At 59.6% G+C, this 16,157-nt stretch carries 13 protein-coding genes; 8 read left to right on the top strand and 5 right to left on the bottom strand.

Annotated elements, in window-relative coordinates:
* The first annotated feature begins 118 nt into the window (after positions 1 to 118).
* The 7 genes from HPDFL43_RS15465 to HPDFL43_RS15435 all read left to right on the top strand — a co-directional run bounded on the left by HPDFL43_RS15465 (position 119) and on the right by HPDFL43_RS15435 (position 9,566).
* Positions 119 to 2,833, top strand: coding sequence for a mechanosensitive ion channel domain-containing protein (locus HPDFL43_RS15465; protein ID WP_007198321.1), 2,715 nt, complete (start codon positions 119 to 121; stop codon positions 2,831 to 2,833).
* A gap of 114 nt (positions 2,834 to 2,947) precedes the next feature.
* Positions 2,948 to 3,211 (top strand): hypothetical protein, encoded by a 264-nt coding sequence (locus HPDFL43_RS15460; RefSeq protein ID WP_040449277.1) that lies wholly within the window; start codon positions 2,948 to 2,950, stop codon positions 3,209 to 3,211.
* 99 nt (positions 3,212 to 3,310) lie between these two features.
* Entirely contained in the window at positions 3,311 to 3,802 is a 492-nt protein-coding gene (locus HPDFL43_RS15455; RefSeq protein ID WP_007198319.1) for a 2-thiouracil desulfurase family protein, read from the top strand.
* A gap of 249 nt (positions 3,803 to 4,051) precedes the next feature.
* The gene (locus tag HPDFL43_RS15450; protein WP_007198318.1) at positions 4,052 to 6,613 is read left to right on the top strand and encodes a GcvT family protein; all 2,562 of its coding nucleotides are present in this window, start codon (positions 4,052 to 4,054) and stop codon (positions 6,611 to 6,613) included.
* Positions 6,614 to 6,738: 125 nt separating this feature from the next.
* Positions 6,739 to 7,572 carry a DUF1194 domain-containing protein gene (locus HPDFL43_RS15445; protein WP_007198317.1) on the top strand — a complete coding sequence of 278 codons (834 nt, stop codon included), beginning with the start codon at positions 6,739 to 6,741 and terminating at the stop codon, positions 7,570 to 7,572.
* Between the two features lie 252 nt (positions 7,573 to 7,824).
* The gene (locus HPDFL43_RS15440; RefSeq protein WP_007198316.1) at positions 7,825 to 8,649 is read left to right on the top strand and encodes a response regulator; all 825 of its coding nucleotides are present in this window, start codon (positions 7,825 to 7,827) and stop codon (positions 8,647 to 8,649) included.
* A 59-nt stretch (positions 8,650 to 8,708) separates the two neighbouring features.
* On the top strand, positions 8,709 to 9,566 hold the full coding sequence (locus HPDFL43_RS15435) for a response regulator (RefSeq protein ID WP_007198315.1): 858 nt from the start codon (positions 8,709 to 8,711) through the stop codon (positions 9,564 to 9,566).
* A 126-nt stretch (positions 9,567 to 9,692) separates the two neighbouring features.
* Here the strand turns inward: HPDFL43_RS15435 and HPDFL43_RS15430 are convergent, their stop codons facing one another.
* Complete coding sequence (locus tag HPDFL43_RS15430) at positions 9,693 to 10,694, bottom strand: GlxA family transcriptional regulator (protein WP_040450324.1); 1,002 nt, start codon at positions 10,692 to 10,694, stop codon at positions 9,693 to 9,695.
* A 117-nt stretch (positions 10,695 to 10,811) separates the two neighbouring features.
* A complete protein-coding gene (locus HPDFL43_RS15425) occupies positions 10,812 to 11,003 on the bottom strand; it encodes a hypothetical protein (RefSeq protein ID WP_156970295.1) in 192 nt (63 codons plus the stop codon).
* Between the two features lie 115 nt (positions 11,004 to 11,118).
* On the opposite strand from HPDFL43_RS15425, the gene HPDFL43_RS15420 reads away from it, so the two are divergent.
* On the top strand, positions 11,119 to 12,024 hold the full coding sequence (locus HPDFL43_RS15420; RefSeq protein WP_007198312.1) for a LysR family transcriptional regulator: 906 nt from the start codon (positions 11,119 to 11,121) through the stop codon (positions 12,022 to 12,024).
* Between the two features lie 19 nt (positions 12,025 to 12,043).
* Here the strand turns inward: HPDFL43_RS15420 and HPDFL43_RS15415 are convergent, their stop codons facing one another.
* The 3 genes from HPDFL43_RS15415 to HPDFL43_RS15405 form a co-directional block, all read right to left on the bottom strand.
* Positions 12,044 to 12,766 carry a haloacid dehalogenase type II gene (locus HPDFL43_RS15415; protein WP_007198311.1) on the bottom strand — a complete coding sequence of 241 codons (723 nt, stop codon included), beginning with the start codon at positions 12,764 to 12,766 and terminating at the stop codon, positions 12,044 to 12,046.
* A gap of 94 nt (positions 12,767 to 12,860) precedes the next feature.
* The gene (locus HPDFL43_RS15410; protein WP_040450323.1) at positions 12,861 to 14,036 is read right to left on the bottom strand and encodes an MFS transporter; all 1,176 of its coding nucleotides are present in this window, start codon (positions 14,034 to 14,036) and stop codon (positions 12,861 to 12,863) included.
* A 66-nt stretch (positions 14,037 to 14,102) separates the two neighbouring features.
* Complete coding sequence (locus tag HPDFL43_RS15405; protein WP_007198309.1) at positions 14,103 to 16,151, bottom strand: ASKHA domain-containing protein; 2,049 nt, start codon at positions 16,149 to 16,151, stop codon at positions 14,103 to 14,105.
* Between the last annotated feature and the right edge of the window lie 6 nt (positions 16,152 to 16,157).

Genomic DNA, 16,157 nt, shown 5'->3' with positions numbered 1-16,157 from the left:
CCGCCCGATAAAGACGCGGTTTGGCCGTTGTAGAGGATCCGCTGCGCAGCGGCGAGCTTGAGATGCATGGCCAGCCTGCTATTGATGACGCAATGATATACTTGAGAACAGGAATTCCATGCGCTTTGACCGCTTGATCACCCTTGCGCTGGCAGCTCTGCTGATGATCTGGACAGCGGGCGCAGCGCTTTCCCAGACAGCCGAGACGGCCCAGGCACCAGACGCGGTGCAATCGGCAGACCCTGCCCAGCCGCTGCCTGAAGCTGCGCCCTCCGGCACTGTTGCTCCTGCAGCCGATGGCGGCGCAACCGATATACCCGCGGCGCCCGGAACACAGACGGCACCCGAAGCGGTCACGGCGGTGTCGCAGGCAATCGTGGCGGCGGAAGAGAAGCTTGAAGCGGCCGAGGCGGATATGACGCGGCTTCAACAGCGTGTCGAGGAGAATGCCGAGAATGACACGGCCCTTGTCGACCTAAAGCTCGAAGCCGAGGAACTGGCGCGCTCGATGCTTGATGTAGGCGTAAGTCTCAGGCCACGGCAAACCGAGATCAAGGCTCGACTTGACCAGCTGGGGGCGCCTCCGGCCGAGGGAGAACCGGCTGAGCCGGACACTCTCAAAGCCGAGCGAACACGGTTGGCTGAGGAGCGGGCGGCAATCAACGCGCTGACCGGGCGTGCCGAGGCAGTCTCGGTGCAGGCAAGTGAACTCGGTGACAAGATCACCAGCCTGAGACGCGACCTGTTCACTAACACGCTGATCAAACGCACGGAGCTCGGTCCGGGTTTGATGTCGGAGGCGTATGTTGCGCTCAATGATGAGATAGGCCAGCTCGAACGTATCTATGGATCCTGGATCAAGTTCATCTGGTTGTTCAAATGGCAGGCGGTCCTGGCGTGGTGCTTCTTCTCGCTGCTGGCAGCTCTGGTGCTGGTGGCGGGTGCTTTCAGAGTGTTTGGCTGGCTGATCCATCGCGAAACAGACGGAGAGGAGCCGAGCTATACAAGCCGGTTGTCGGTGGCGTTCTGGTCGACACTGATTCCGACGGCAGCGATGGCTGCACTGGCCGGGATCGTCTATCTTCTCGCCGACAGTCTTTCGCTGCTTCGCCGCGATGTCGCTCCGGTGATTGCGGTTGCGCTGGCCGTCGTGGTCGGAATCTATTTTGTCAGCAAGCTTGCACGGGCGGTATTGTCGCCGAACATGCCGGCCTGGCGGCTGGTGAACATCTCCAACAGCGGAGCGCGGCTCCTTCATGTGATGGTTGTTGCGCTGGTGGTGGTCAACGGCCTTGACTACGTGCTCAACACCGTCAGCCAGACGCTCGATTCACCTGTGGTGCTGACGGTGGCCAAGGGCCTGATTGCCGTTGTGCTGATGTCTCTGATCCTGATCATGATGTCGATGGGCAAACCTATGCTCGCGGCATCCGGCGATCCGGCTGACAGCGGTCAGCGCTGGCCGAGGGTCATATCCACAACCCTGCTGCTGGCGGGGGTGGGGCTCTTTCTCACGGCGCTTCTGGGATATATCGGGCTAGCGCGGTTTGTGGCCACCCAGATTGTGGTCACCGGTGCGATCCTGACAATGATGTATATCGGATACCTCTCCGGCCGGGCGATCTCCACGCAGGAGACGTTTGCAGGCACGGCGATCGGCCGCTGGCTTGAGACCCGCTACCAACTCGGGCCGATGGCGCTCGACCAGGCCGGGCTTGCCGCCGGTTTGCTGATCAATCTGCTGGTGCTGATGCTGGGTGTGCCGCTGATCCTGCTGCAATGGGGATTTCAGCCCCAGGATATCGAGCTTTGGTTCTACCGGGTCATGACAGACATCCGCATCGGCGGCATCACCATCTCGCTGGTTGGTATCTTCTTCGGCGTTGTGATGTTCATCATCGGTTTGATCGTGACGCGCTGGTTCCAACGCTGGCTGGACGGCAGTGTGATGTCACGCGGACGCATGGATGCAGGGGTCCGCAACTCTATCAAGACCGGGATCGGGTATCTCGGTGTGGCGATTGCCGGCCTTATCGGCGTATCGGCGGCCGGTATAGATATGTCCAACCTCGCGCTCGTGGCGGGCGCGCTGTCGCTGGGCATCGGTTTCGGATTGCAGAACATCGTCAGCAATTTCGTGTCCGGGCTGATCCTGCTGGTTGAACGGCCTTTCAAGGTTGGTGACTGGGTCTCGACCAGCACGACCGAAGGGTTTGTTAAAAAGATCTCGGTGCGGGCAACGGAGATCGAGACCTTCACCCGGCAGTCGATCATTGTGCCGAATTCCGAGTTGATCAATTCTCCGGTGGGCAACTGGACCCACCGCAACAAGCTTGGCCGCGTCGATGTGCCGATCGGGGTGAGCTACGATACCGATGCACGGAAGCTCATCGAGATCCTGACTGAAATCGCGCAGGGGCATGATTTGGTCTTGCGGGTGCCGGAACCGGTCGTTCACTTCTCGGGCTTCGGCGAATCCTCGCTCGATTTCGTGCTCAAATGTCACATTTCCGACGTGCTCAACGGAATCACGGTCCGCACGGAACTCAGTCTGCGCATTCTGGAGCGTCTGAACGCCGAAAACATCGAGATTCCGTTCCCGCAACGCGACCTGAACATCAAGCTCGGCGAAGACGGCGAAGTTCTTGCCGTCTTGAAGGAAAAGACCGGTGGAGGCCCCGCTGCGGCTGTGAAGGCTTCGAGGGCAAAATCAGCATCCAAACTGGTGCCGGCGCCTGAAACGCAGGCCGGGACCCAGCGCCGCAGGCGTCCTTCAAAAGCAAAAGCGGACAGCATGGATGTCGACGATGGTGGCGGCGAGGGGGAAAAGTAGTGCCATCTGTTCAGCCGCCATTCAGTTTCGCAGTGCTAGACATCAATCCAAGCCGGGCCATCATGTGTCCGGGTTCGCGTCAACAAGGAGCGGCGGTTTAACCGCCGAAGGCTGATGAAAACACCAGTTCTGACACTTGCCGCCAGTTTAACGATGCTCGGTGTGTGCTCTGCGGCCACCGTCACCAACAAGGATGGCCAGTCGCATATTCTCATCGTGACAGAGGGAAGCGACAAGGTTGAACTCGTGGTCGAGGCTGGAGCGACGAGTGTCTTCTGCCCGTCCGGTTGTTTTGTGACCATGCCTTCCGGTGACCGGGAAACCCTGTCGGGTGACGAGACCATCGAGATCGTCAACGGAAGTGCGATTATCAAATAGTTGATTGACATATCCGCCGCGGAGCACCCGACCCGGGATTGGCCGCTCCGTGGTGATTTTGTTGGTACCAACGGCAGCTCAATGTCAGGCATTCCACGAATGGACAAGATTCTCGTCAGTGCATGTCTGCTGGGGCGTCCGGTGCGCTACAATGGCTCCGACAAGCTGGTTGAAAGCGGGTTGATTGCCCTCTGGCGCAAACAAGGGCGCATCGTGGCCCTTTGTCCCGAGGTTGCGGCCGGGTTTCCGACACCACGACCTCCCGCTGAAATCGAACCGGGAAAACAGGGGCATGATGTGCTGACCGGCACAGCGCGGATCTTTGAGCAGACAGGCGCAGATGTGACAAGCCAGTTTTGTTCGGGGGCCCACATCGCTCTTGAAACGGCACGTTCCCATGATTGCCGGTTTGCACTTCTGACCGATGGAAGCCCGTCCTGCGGAACCTCCTATGTCTACAGCGGGGAGTTCGACGGGGTCTCGCGGACAGGCCAAGGCGTGGTCGCCGCGCTGCTGTCGGAAAACGGCATAGCCGTCTTCGCTGAAAACCAGATCGAATTGCTTGCCGAGGCCCTTGACCGTGATGGATGAGTGATCTCTGGTGCTGCTATCCGCGGCTGGTTCCGCCTCTTCTGGTGCAAAACAACTGCCCAAGCCAATGCGGTTGCATCGCTTTCCAGCGGTTCCCCGCGAGGCCGAAACCCTGTGGTCATTGAAGCCCGAAAACGCTGTCTGCCTGTGCTGCTGGTCGTGCAGCATGGCGATAATGTCGTAGACAGGCTCTAGTTTTGATGTGGCAGCTTCTAAATTCTGCGCAAAGCGCAATCAGGGCAGACTAAAATGGCAGAGTTTCCGAAGCAGGCTAAGGTCGTCATCATTGGCGTGGGGGGCATTGTTGGTGCGTCCATCGCGCATCATCTGATCGAACGCGGATGGGACGATATTGTCGGCATCGACAAGTCGGGCGTGCCGACCGATATCGGCTCGACGGCGCATGCGTCTGACTTCTGCTACACCACCAGCCACGACTACCTGTCGGTCTGGACGACGCAGTATTCGATCGATTTCTTCGAAAAGATGGGCCACTACGCCCGCATCGGCGGCCTTGAGATTGTTCGCGCCGGTGACGAGGCCTGGATGGAAGAGGTCAAGCGCAAGATCTCGTCCGGCAAGGCTTTCGGGACGCGCGCCAGCTTTATCGGTCCTGCCGAGGTGAAGGAAAAATTCCCGCTTGTCGAAGAGGAAATGGTTGCAGGCGCCTTGTGGGATCCGGATGCAGGTCTGGTGATCCCGCGCTCGCAGACGGTTGCCGGCAAGCTGGTCGATCTCGGTGAGAAGTCCGGCAAACTCAAAGCCTTTGCCAACACACCCGCACAGTCGCTGATTGTTGAAGGCGGCCGCATCAAGGGCGTTGTCACCCATCGCGGCACGATCATGGCGGATCATGTGGTGGTCTGCGCCGGATTGTGGGGGCGCCTGATTGCGGAGATGGTCGGCGAAGACCTGCCGGTGATGCCGGTCGATCACCCGCTGACCTTCTTCGGGCCGTATAACGAGTTTGAAGGAACCGGCAAGGACATCGGCTTTCCGCTGATGCGGGATCAGGGCAACTCGGCCTATATGCGCGACACCGGTGATCCGAAAACCGCCGAAGGCGGCCAGATCGAATGGGGCTACTACGAAACCGACGAACCGCGGCTTTGCCATCCGCGCGACATTCTGGAGAAGAATGAAGCCCGTCTCTCGCCCTCGCAGCGCGACCTCGAGATGGAGCAGATCCTCGAGCCGCTGGAACGCGCCATGGAACTGACCCCGATCCTCGGCGAGATCGGCTACAATGAAAGCTATTCCTTCAACGGGCTGTTGCAGGTGTCCGCCGGCGGCGGCGCGTCCTGCGGTGAAAGCCAGAAGGTCCGCGGTCTGTGGTACTGCGTCGCCATCTGGGTCAAGGATGGTCCCGGTTACGGCAAGCTGATCGCCGACTGGATGACCGACGGGCGCACCGAAATCGATCACAACTCGATCGATTACGCGCGGTTCTACCCGCACCAGATGACCGAGGAATTCATTGAAAACCGCTGCTACGAGGCGGCACAGAAAATCTATTTCCCGGCAATCCATCCGCGCGAGCCCTATGCAACCAGCCGCGGCATCAAGCATTCGCCGTTTTATGAACGCGAAGTCGAGCTTGGAGGTCACTTCATGGAACTGGGCGGCTGGGAGCGGGCGCATGGCTATGCGTCCAATGCGCATCTGCTCGAGAAGTTCGGCGACCGCATTCCTGTTCGTGAGAACGAGTGGGATAACCGCCATTTCTGGCGGGTCTCAAATGCCGAGCATCTGCAGCTTTCCGAAGATTGCGGCATCATCAACCTGTCGCATTTCCACATGGTCGACATCGAGGGTCCCGACCATGTTGCCATGATGGAATGGCTGTGTGCCGCCAAGATCGGCGGCGACAACATGATCGGCAAGGGCATCTACACCCACTTCCTCGATGACGAGGGCATGGTCCGCGCTGACTTCACCGTCATCCGCATGGAAGACCGCTGCCGGCTGATCAACGGCGCCGACGCCGGCCCGCGCGATTTCCACTACATGCGCCGCGTCGCCGAGGACAAGGGTTACGACGTCACCATCACCGATGTGACCGAGGCCTTCACCACCATCGGCATCTGGGGCCCGAATGCCCGCGAGACGCTGAAGAAGGTGGTTGCCGATCCAGCGGGCCTCGACATCGAGAACTTCCCCTTTGCCGCGATCAAGCCGATCAAGATCGCCGGCAAGACGGTTTCCGCGTTCCGGCTCTCCTATGTCGGAGAGCAGGGCTGGGAGCTGCACATGAAGTACGAGGACGGCCTGGCCGTCTGGGACGCGCTGAGGTCGACTGGGGTGACGCCGGTCGGTGTCGAGACCTACGCCAACTCCCGTCGCATGGAAAAGAGCCTGCGGCTGCAGAACGCCGATCTTTTAACCCAGTACAATTTGATTGAAAGCGATCTGGCGCGTCCGAAGGTCAAGGAAGCCGATTTCCGCGGCAAGGAAAAACACCTGGAGTACAAGGCGCGCGAGCACCAGCCCGCCATGCTGTGCACGCTGGTGATGACTGACAATGTCGATGCCAAGGGCGTGGCGCGCTATCCTGTCGGCATCCTGCCGGTGATGGATCCCGAAACCGGCGAGACGCTTGTCGATGAACTCGGCCGCCGGTCCTACACGACGTCAATCGCTTATGGTCCGACCATCGGCAAGAACATCGCGCTGGCCTATCTGCCATGGGCGTATTGCCAGCTGGGGCGGAAGCTGACCGTCGAGTATTTCAGCGAAACCTATCCGGTTGAAGTGGCAGCCGTCGGCTATACGCCGCTATACGATCCGGAGAACCTCAAGCCGCGGAGCTGATCAGGCTTAAAAGGACTGGTTTGATCTGTTTCATCTGGGCTTTGGGCATAGGTCATACTGGATCTGGTTCTTTGCCGGTTTGATTGATAAGTTCTGCTGCTGTTCGCAGCATGCTAGACTGCGGCATGGCGGAATGGATTCGTACTCTCTTCGTAGCTCTTGGCCTGGCACTCTTTGTCACGCCCGCACAAGCGCGGGAACCGGTCGATGTGGCGCTTGTCCTGGCGGTTGATGTGTCGCGGTCAATGTCGCCGCGCGAGCTGGAAATCCAGCGTGACGGTTACGCTGCGGCGCTTGCCCATCCCGATGTCATCCGTGCAATCGCACAGGGGGCCTATGGCCGGATTGCGGTGACCATGTTCGAATGGGCCGGCAACGGCTCGGTTCGCCTCGTGCTTGACTGGACCCTGGTCGAGAGTGCGGCGGATGCCCAGCGGGTGGCTGACACTGTGGGGCGTTCACAGCCGTTTCCGCAACGCCGGACCTCGATTTCAGGCGCGATCGAACATGCGCTGGCAAGGCTTGAAGCGGTGCCCTATGAGGGGTTCCGCAAGGTGATCGACATATCCGGTGACGGGCCCAACAACCAGGGCGGCCCAGTGCTTGAGGCTCGTGCCAAGGCGCTCGAGCGTCGTATTGTCATCAACGGCTTGCCACTGATGACCCGCGAAGGGCCCGGCGGCGGCTTCAACATTGACGATCTGGATGTCTATTATGCCAATTGCGTGATTGGCGGTCCTGGCAGTTTCCTGGTTCCGGTCACGCATTGGGATCAGTTCCCGGAAGCGATCCGGCGCAAACTCATTCTCGAGATCGGCGGAATTGTGCCATTGCAGCCCAATGTCCGTCTCGCCCAGGCCTTTGGGGCGCAGGGGCTGAGGTCCGCAACCGAGCCCTATGATTGCCTGGTCGGCGAGAAGATCTGGCAACAGCGGCAGTGGATGTTCGATGACAGGTAGCGAGGATCTTGTGCTGCCTGTTTCGGTGCTGAAGCAATCCGCTTTTCGGCCAATGCCGCACTGCCGGCAGACCCGATGACGCGATGTTGCCCCGGCGCTTTCGCCAAGACTTCTACCTGCAAAATCTGATCCAAGGTTTTACGGGTATTTTCTCAAGTTTTTCCAAAACCACTGTTAACCGAAATTCAATTCAGTGATTGCTAAGTTAAGGCGACTAAAAAAGGGGCGCTCATGTTTATTGGAATTTCGGGTATGCAGTACTCCGGTGGGTCTCTCGCAGATCATCGGATTGTGGTGGTTGAAGACTCGAATGTCTTCACCTCGATGATTGGCCAGAAGCTTAAGGAAGAATTCGACATTGACATCGAAGTTTGCCGCAACTTTGAAGAGCTGCAGCTTGCCTTCGAATATGCCGAAAAACCCATCACGCTGGCAATCTCGAACGTGAACCTGCCCGGTGCGGAAAACGGTGAAGCACTGAGCTATCTGGCCGAGCTTTCGATTCCGATCATCGTGTTCACGGGGACATTCCACGAAAAGACGCGTGAAGGCATTCTGGCCCGCGACATTGTGGATTATGTGATCAAGGACAATATCCTGGCTATCGATCTGCTGGCGGAATCTGTTTGCCGGTTTTTAACCAACCATCGCCACCATGTACTCATTGTTGATGACAGCGCCACGGCGCGCGCTTTGTTGCGTGGCCGGCTGGAGCGCTTCAACTTCCGGGTCAGCGTGGCCGAGAATGGTGCCCAGGCTCTCGAGATCCTGAAAAAGACGCCGGATATCGGACTGATCATCACCGATTACAATATGCCCGACATTGACGGTTTTGAGTTGACGCGACGTTTGCGGGCCGTGCGCGGCAGCCATGAGTTACGGATCATCGGTGTGTCATCTTCGGACAATCGGCTACTTTCTGCCCGTTTTCTTAAAGCTGGTGGTAACGACTTTATGTTAAGACCGTTTGTGGACGAGGAGTTCTACTGCCGGGTTAATCAAAATCTTGATACACTTGACCAGATCAAAACGGCACGTCGGATGTACGCCGGCCAGAAGAAGCCAAAAGTCGCGTAGCGGCGCAGACCACATCTGTGGTGAAGCGGGTTGATGCGCATATCGTTGGAGTGAGTGAAATGCTTGGACATTCGACCACACTCGGGAAGCACAGCAACACGCTGCCAATGGCCGAACGCCTGCGGGTTCTGCTGGTTGAAGATTCCAGGATGTTCACATCCGCCCTCAAGTACCGGTTCGAAGCGGAACTCGGTGTGGATGTCGTGACCTGCAGCTCGCTTGCCGAAATGCGTGGGTTGGCCGGTGACGAAAATCATGGCTTTTTCCTCGCGGTCACAGATCTCAACCTTCCGGATTCACCGCATTGTGAAGCTCTCGATTATGCTTTGGAAATAGATCTCCCGGCGATTGTTTTCACCGGGAAATTCGATTTCAACATGCGCGAAAAGATCCTGAAAAAGAATGTGCTCGACTATGTGATCAAGGACACTGACAGGGCCTTTGATGAGATCGTTCAGGCCGTCAGGCGGATCGTCACTAACCGTAACTACCGGATTCTGGTGGTCGATGACACCAAGACACAGCGCAGCATTTTGTGTTCTATGTTGCGGGCGCAGAAATTTGATGTGATCGAGGCTTCTTCCGGCGCCGAAGCGTTGGAAATGATTGACCTCAACCCGGATATCCAGCTGGTTCTGACCGATTACCACATGGGTGACATGGACGGCTATCAGCTTACCCGCAAGCTTCGTCGCAGTTATTCCGATGATGTCCTGCGTGTTATTGGGATTTCCAATTCGGCCGATCCGCAGCTTTCGGCAAGTTTTCTCAAGGCCGGCGCGAGTGATTTTCTCTACCGTCCCTTTGTTCAGGAAGAGTTTCAGTGCCGGATCGCACAGAACATCGCAATTTTGAACAAGTTGGATGAACTGAAAAAGGCCGCTTATCCCGCTGCTGCGGTCGTTGCGAACGCGTAGCTGATCGCGCGGCGGTTCATTCAATCCTGCGATTAAAAGCCTGTAGCCCGTGGAGCAAATCTGCGGGCTTTTCGCTTGTTCGGCCAGGGTGAAAGCGATCCGTGGTTTGGGACCTGGACAGTGAGATCACGCAGCGGTCTGGTACTGTTTGCGGTCTGCCCGCTCCTGCTGTGGTGAGCGGTCGTAGAGTTCGCGATAGCATTTGGAGAAATGCGAAGCGGAGACAAATCCGCAGGCGACCGCCACCTCAACCACCGGCATCGGCGACTGGATGAGCAGGTGCCGGGCCCGATCCAGCCGGATTTCAAGATAATAGCGCGCCGGCGAGCGGCCCATTTCCTGCCGGAACAGGCGCTCGATCTGACGCCGCGACAGGCCGGCGCTGTCGGCGATTTCGATCAGAGACAGCGGTTCGGCAAGATGGGCTTCCATCAGTTCGATGATCGAGAGCACCTTGGCGTTCTGGACTCCGAGGCGGGCGCGCAGAGGCAGCCGCTGACGGTCATGGGCATTGCGGACCCGATCGGTGAGCGCCATTTCGCAGATCCGGTTGACCAGCGTGTCGTCGTGATCCTCGCCGATCAGGCTCAGCATCATGTCGAGTGCTGCGGTGCCGCCGGCGCAGGTATGGACCGTGCCGTCGATTTCATAGAGGTCGGCGAAGACATTGGCCTTGGGAAAGGCCTCGGCAAACCCGGGAAGGTTTTCCCAGTGGATGGCGCAGCGGCGACCGGAAAGCAGTCCCGCCTTGGCCAGAATATAGGCGCCGGTACAAAGTCCGCCGACGGCGACCCCGCGATTGTGCTCTTCGCGCAGCCAGGCGAGAACCGACTTGTTGTTGTAGCCCTCGACATTGATCCCCGAGCAGACAAACACCATGGTCGGACGGCCTTCGCCGGACAGGTTGCGGCGCTCGTCGGCGAGTGACGTGGTGGCTGATATCTCAACCCCGTTGGACGCGGTAACGGGGGTTCCCTCGTAGGAGCTGACACGCCAGGTGTAGCATTCGTAGCCCAGCATGAGATTGGCCAGCCGCAAGGGTTCCACCGCCATCGCGAACGCGATCATGGAGAATTCCGGAACCAGGAAGAAGACGATCGAACGCTTTTGTTTGTTATGTGAGGGCATGCCCGAACCCTGTTGCGAACCACCGATGGCCCATGTCGTGATGAGGCCATAAAAAATCTGATTTGTCACTGCGGACAAGTTCATTTTTTTGGAATCTGCGACATGGGCCAAAAGAGGTTACAGGACCGGACGGGCATTGATCTCGCGTTGCAGTCTCGCCGCCTTGCGGCTGGCATTATCGGCTGGCCAGCCAATGTCCTTCTGTAGTTCGATGGGAAGATCGAGAAAGGTCCGCTCCATCAGGGCGCGTTTGTGATTTTCCTGCACGCGGCGGACGTAGCGAGCGAAGCGAAGAATACCGAACATCATGGTGTCTCCTGTTTCCATGTTGACCAGCCTTGCTGGATTGACAACATCATCGTTCCAAGGCATTGTTCAATCAAACGAAATGAATTGATATCTAAGATAAGCGAAATTGATTGATATGAACGCACCGGTCAACCATCCCCTGATCATGCTGGACCCGGATGTCCTGCGCAGTTTCGTGGCCATTGCCGAAACCGGCAGCTTCACGGCCGCCGCGGCGCGGATCTACCGCACGCCGTCAGCTGTCTCGATGCAGATCAAGCGGCTGGAAGAGCAATTGGGCGTATCGGTTTTCCTGCGCGATGCCCGCAATGTTGCGCTGACTCATGATGGCGAAGTGCTGCTTGGTTATGCGCGGCGGTTGATTGCACTGAACCGCGAAACAATTTCGCGGTTTGTGACCTCTGAGGTTTCCGGGGTGGTGCGGATTGGTTCTCCCTCGGACTATGGCGAAGCGGTGCTGCCGGGTGTGCTCAAGCGGTTTGCCAAGTCGCATCCTTCCGTGGTGGTCGATGTTGTTATCGACCAATCCTCCAGCCTGTTGAAGCGGTTTGGATCCGGACATCTCGACATTGCCCTTGTCAGCTGCATGCGCGGGTCCACGTCCGACGCAGGCGAGGTGGTGATGACCGACGATATCGTCTGGGCGGGAGCAAAAGGCGGTCAGGCATGCCTGATGGACCCGCTTCCCGTCTCCATGTGGGACGAAGGTTGCGTCTGGCGCGAAAGCGCGCTTGCGGCACTCGAGAAGGTCGGGAGGTCCTACCGGGTGGCGTTCATGACCTCGCACATGGCCGGGCAGCGGGCCGCGATCCTTGCGGACCTTGCGATCGCTCCGATGGGGCGGCATTTTGTCGGGCCCGATATCCAGATTCTGGACGAGAACTGCGGCCTGCCTGCACCGGGTCAATATCAGCTGCAGCTCAAGGTCGGTTCAGATCCGTCGCCACAGGTTTCCGCGCTCAGCGATCATTTCAGGGCAGGCTTTGAGCGGTTCAATGAAACCGGGTCGTTCGATCTGTAGGTGACTTTGTGCAGGTTGCTCATACCGGCGCGTTCAACAAGGTGCTGGCGAAGCCCGTCATATCTGAGGAGACCAAATCCCAGTCCTGTGAAGGTTCAAGATCGGTCTTCTGCGCCGCGCCGTACTCCTGAGCGCGTGGGAAGAACCCCGTTCTGAGGCCCGCAGCAGCAGCAGCTTCGAGATCGTCATTGTGGGCTGCCACCATCATGACCCGGGAAGGCTCGAGCCCGAGCGCCGCACAGGACGCGAGATAGACTTGGGCGCGTGGCTTGTAGTCCCGCGCAATCTCCGCGCCGAGGATGGCATCCCAGGGCAGGCCGCCGAATTTTGCCAGACGGGTCATCAAGGCGATCGAGCCATTCGAACAGGGGGCGATGATGAAGCGCTGCTTGAGGATTTGAAGCGCTGCGACACTGTCGGCCCAGGGCGGCAATTGCTCCCAGGCATGGTTCAGCGTGTCGCGCTCAGCTGCGTTGAAACGGGGCGCGAGGCCGGTCTTGTCGAGAACACGATCAAGGTTTTCCCGGTGCAGAATGTCCAGCGCCACATAGCCGCGGCCGCCTGAGCGGATGCGCTCCATGGCCGGCTGATACTCGTCGCGCCACAAGTCTGCAAAGCGGTGAGGGTCGTGGTCGATCTGTTTGCGCTCGAAGGCTTCTTTGCAGGCCGCCGCAATCCCGCTGCGCCAGTCGACGATGGTGCCGAACACGTCAAAGATCAGGGCTTCGGGTTGAGCGCTCATGGACGCAGAGTAGAGCCGATCTTTTTCAAATGGAACAAGTTTGACGGGAGAGGCTGTTCCCGCCAGAGACAAGAGTCCCGCAGCCAGACCGGTTTCAGGCAGCGGATCTCTTCTTGCGCATCTGCGCCAGGAACAGATGTGTGGCGATCGCCGCGCTGTAGCTGATGATGATGAACAGCGGCAGCCCGATGCCGTCTCCCAATGCCAGGATTGCCAGCGCGATGGGTGTTCCGATGCCATTGCCGATGTTGCCCATCTGCGCCAGGCCACCATTGGCCAGTGCCCGTTCCGCCAGTCCGGGATTGAGCTGGGGCACGGCTGCGAAGCTTGCGCCCTGGACAAGGCCGAGGCTTGCAAACAGGGCAATGGCCAGCCAGGCGGCGACACCAAATGTCATCAGCACAACAGCCAGCCCGATGGCCAGGACAAAGCCGATGATGATGATGGTGACGGCGGACATCCTGCGCAGCAGCCAGGTGCCGAGCGTGAGTGAGGAGGCGATGCTGGCAAGCGGCATGGCGGCGGTGACCATTGCACGTTGGGCAGGGTCGATCATTGGCGGCAGGATCGCCAGCAGCGAGACGAAGGTCAGCGTGTAGAACAGCCAGCCAAGCGCGGGGGCTGCGATGAAGGGTGATGAATACACGCTGACATGGCGCCGTGCGATGTTGGCGAGGGAGGGCCAGGCCGGTGCGTCGTTGCGGTCCACACGCGGCAACAGGGCGGCCAAGACCATTGCAATACATGCCATGTAAATCGCGTGGGCCAGCGCCAGCGAGCCAATTCCGTAGGCTGCAATCAGTGTTGGCGCGAACAGGGCGACCGTGGCAAAGGCGACGCCGAAGAATGTGCCCCAAAGGGTCAGCGCCGCGCCCTGGTACTTGCCGGTCGACAATTGCGCAATCAACGTCGGGGCCGCCACCACGATGGCGAGGTGCGAAAGGCCCTCGATGAAGCGGCTGAGCATCATCGCCTCGAAGCCGGGCATTGTCGCCTGCCAGGCGGAGATCGCCGCGCCAAGGCTCAGGCCGAGGATCAAAAGCCGCCGCAATCCGATCTGGATGGCAATCACGCCGGCCACCAGCCCCAGCGCCATGCCGACAAACGAGATCAGGGTGACAAGATAGCCCGATGCGGCGCCGGTCTCGCCGTAATAGGCCTGCAGTTCCGGGAATATGACGACGATCTTGGCAAATTGCGCGGCCGCCCCCAGACCGGCGGTCCAGAGCGTGAGTACCAAAAACAGCGGTGAGCGAAAGAGTGAGGTCACCACGAAGCCCTAGTCGCCCAGCCGATTCGGGTAAAGGTCAGTTTTTGCAGTTCCGTTTAGGAGATCTCAACTGCGGTTGCGCCGTCCGCCGCGGCGTCTGGCAGCGCCCGGCTCGACACCATCGGCGGCTGCGGTGTCCATCGAGCGTTCGGGGAGCTTCACCACTTCGGCGAGCCGGGGGAAGGCGTCGATCTTGTTGGGCAGCGCCATGGCGTTGACGAAATGATCCTGGAACTTGCTCTCAAGTGCGGTTTCGATCTTCTCGATACGGGTGACGGTGGCCTCGATCTCGCGGCGATGGCTGCGGTTGAGCAGCGCCATGCGTGCCCCGGTGCCCGCGGCGTTGCCCACGGCCTTGACCCGCTCGAGATCGCAATCGGGCACCAGACCGAGCACCAGCGCATATTTGGGGTCGATGAAGGAGCCGAAGGCCCCGGCGAGGCCGATGCGGTCGACGTGATCGATGCCCTGCTTGTCCATCAACAGCTTGATGCCGGCATAGAGCGCGGCCTTGGCGAGCTGGATGGCGCGGACATCGTTCTGGGTGACCATGAGCCGCTGTTCACCATCGCGCAGCAGATAGGAGAAGGTGCGGCCATTGCCGATGATGCGCGGGCTTCTTGCCGCGAGGTCGCCATTGATCACGCCATCTTCGGTGATAATGCCTGCGAGATACATCTCGGCGATGATCTCGATGATGCCGGAGCCGCAGACGCCGGTGACGCCGACCTTGGCGGCGGCCTCGTCAAAACCGGGTTCATCCGACCAGGGCTCGATACCGATGACACGGTAGCGTGGCTCCAGTGTTTCGGGGTTGATGCGAATGCGCTCGATCGCGCCGGGGGCGGCGCGCTGGCCGCAGGAGATTTCAGCCCCCTCGAAGGCCGGGCCGGTTGGCGAGGAGGCGGCGACGGTACGCGACGAGTTGCCGAGCACGATCTCGGCATTGGTGCCGACATCGACCAGCAGCATCATCTCGTCCTGGCGGTGCGGACCTTCGGTGAGTGTCGCTGCGGCCGCGTCTGCGCCGACATGGCCTGCGATGCAGGGCAGCATATAGACCCGCGCGCCGGGATTGAGCGGCAGGCCGATCTCGGATGATTTGACATTGACCGCGCCGGAGACGGCGAGCGCGAAGGGGGCGCCGCCCAGTTCGGTCGGATCGATGCCAAGAAACAGATGATGCATGATCGGGTTGCCGACGAAGACTGCATCGAGAATGTCGGCACGGTCGACTTCACCCTGGGCACAGACCTTGTCGATCAGCTCGTTGAGCGCCTCGCGCACGGCCTTGGTCATGCCCTCGCGGCCATCGGGGTTCATCATCACGTAGGAGACCCGGCTCATCAGGTCTTCGCCGAAGCGGATCTGCGGATTGGATGCGCCCGAGGAGGCCAGCGTGCGGCCCGACAGCAGCGACGACAGATGCATGGCGATGGTGGTCGAGCCGATGTCGCAGGCAATCCCGTAGGCTTCGTTCTTGAGACCGGGATAGAGTGCCACCAGTGTGGCCGGCCCGCCATGGAGAGGTTCGTGGATTGCGGCGGTGACCTTCCAGTTGCCCTTGCGCAGGATCTGCTGCACCTGGCCGTAGAGATAGGCGTCGACGGTGACGTTCTTGAAGCCCCAGTCGGCCTCGACAGCCTGAAGCAACCGGTCGAGATCGCCGAGCGGCTTGTGCATGTCAGGCTCTTCGACCTCGACATAGCACATCTGGATTGCCGGGTTGCGCTCGATGACGCGGCCATCGGAATCCTTGCGCACCACCTGCGCATTGACCACGGCGTCCTGCGGGATATCGATGACCAGGTCGCCGAGGATTTTTGCCGAGCAGGACAGCCTGCGGCCGGCTTTCAGGTCCCGTTTTTCGGCGTAACGGGTCTCGTTGCCGCCAAAGGCGGAAATGTGCTCGTTGGACGAGGTGATGCCGTGCTTGGCAAAGACGCCCTCCTGAACCTCGACCTGGCAACGGCCACATATGCCACGCCCGCCGCAGACGCTTTCGACATGCACGCCCAGTTGCCGCGCGGCTTCAAGCACCGGCGTGTCGGTGGCAAAGCGGCCGCGCTTGCCCGATGGCATGAACAGGACGAGGTGGTCGGTGGCATCGGTCATTGGGTC

This window comes from Hoeflea phototrophica DFL-43 (genome assembly GCF_000154705.2).
Taxonomy (GTDB): Bacteria; Pseudomonadota; Alphaproteobacteria; order Rhizobiales; family Rhizobiaceae; genus Hoeflea; species Hoeflea phototrophica.
The sequence above is the reverse complement of the archived record's forward strand: the minus strand, read 5'-3'. Positions and strand labels throughout refer to the sequence as shown.

What these genes read in the sequence shown, in the direction of transcription:
- HPDFL43_RS15405 (WP_007198309.1), bottom strand. Translation starts at nt 16,151, where the DNA reads ATGACCGATGCCACCGACCACCTCGTCCTGTTCATGCCATCGGGCAAG.
- HPDFL43_RS15445 (WP_007198317.1), top strand. Translation starts at nt 6,739, where the DNA reads ATGGCGGAATGGATTCGTACTCTCTTCGTAGCTCTTGGCCTGGCACTC.
- HPDFL43_RS15425 (WP_156970295.1), bottom strand. Translation starts at nt 11,003, where the DNA reads ATGATGTTCGGTATTCTTCGCTTCGCTCGCTACGTCCGCCGCGTGCAG.
- HPDFL43_RS15450 (WP_007198318.1), top strand. Translation starts at nt 4,052, where the DNA reads ATGGCAGAGTTTCCGAAGCAGGCTAAGGTCGTCATCATTGGCGTGGGG.
- HPDFL43_RS15435 (WP_007198315.1), top strand. Translation starts at nt 8,709, where the DNA reads ATGCTTGGACATTCGACCACACTCGGGAAGCACAGCAACACGCTGCCA.
- HPDFL43_RS15415 (WP_007198311.1), bottom strand. Translation starts at nt 12,766, where the DNA reads ATGAGCGCTCAACCCGAAGCCCTGATCTTTGACGTGTTCGGCACCATC.
- HPDFL43_RS15430 (WP_040450324.1), bottom strand. Translation starts at nt 10,694, where the DNA reads ATGCCCTCACATAACAAACAAAAGCGTTCGATCGTCTTCTTCCTGGTT.
- HPDFL43_RS15465 (WP_007198321.1), top strand. Translation starts at nt 119, where the DNA reads ATGCGCTTTGACCGCTTGATCACCCTTGCGCTGGCAGCTCTGCTGATG.
- HPDFL43_RS15455 (WP_007198319.1), top strand. Translation starts at nt 3,311, where the DNA reads ATGGACAAGATTCTCGTCAGTGCATGTCTGCTGGGGCGTCCGGTGCGC.
- HPDFL43_RS15440 (WP_007198316.1), top strand. Translation starts at nt 7,825, where the DNA reads ATGCAGTACTCCGGTGGGTCTCTCGCAGATCATCGGATTGTGGTGGTT.
- HPDFL43_RS15420 (WP_007198312.1), top strand. Translation starts at nt 11,119, where the DNA reads ATGAACGCACCGGTCAACCATCCCCTGATCATGCTGGACCCGGATGTC.
- HPDFL43_RS15460 (WP_040449277.1), top strand. Translation starts at nt 2,948, where the DNA reads ATGAAAACACCAGTTCTGACACTTGCCGCCAGTTTAACGATGCTCGGT.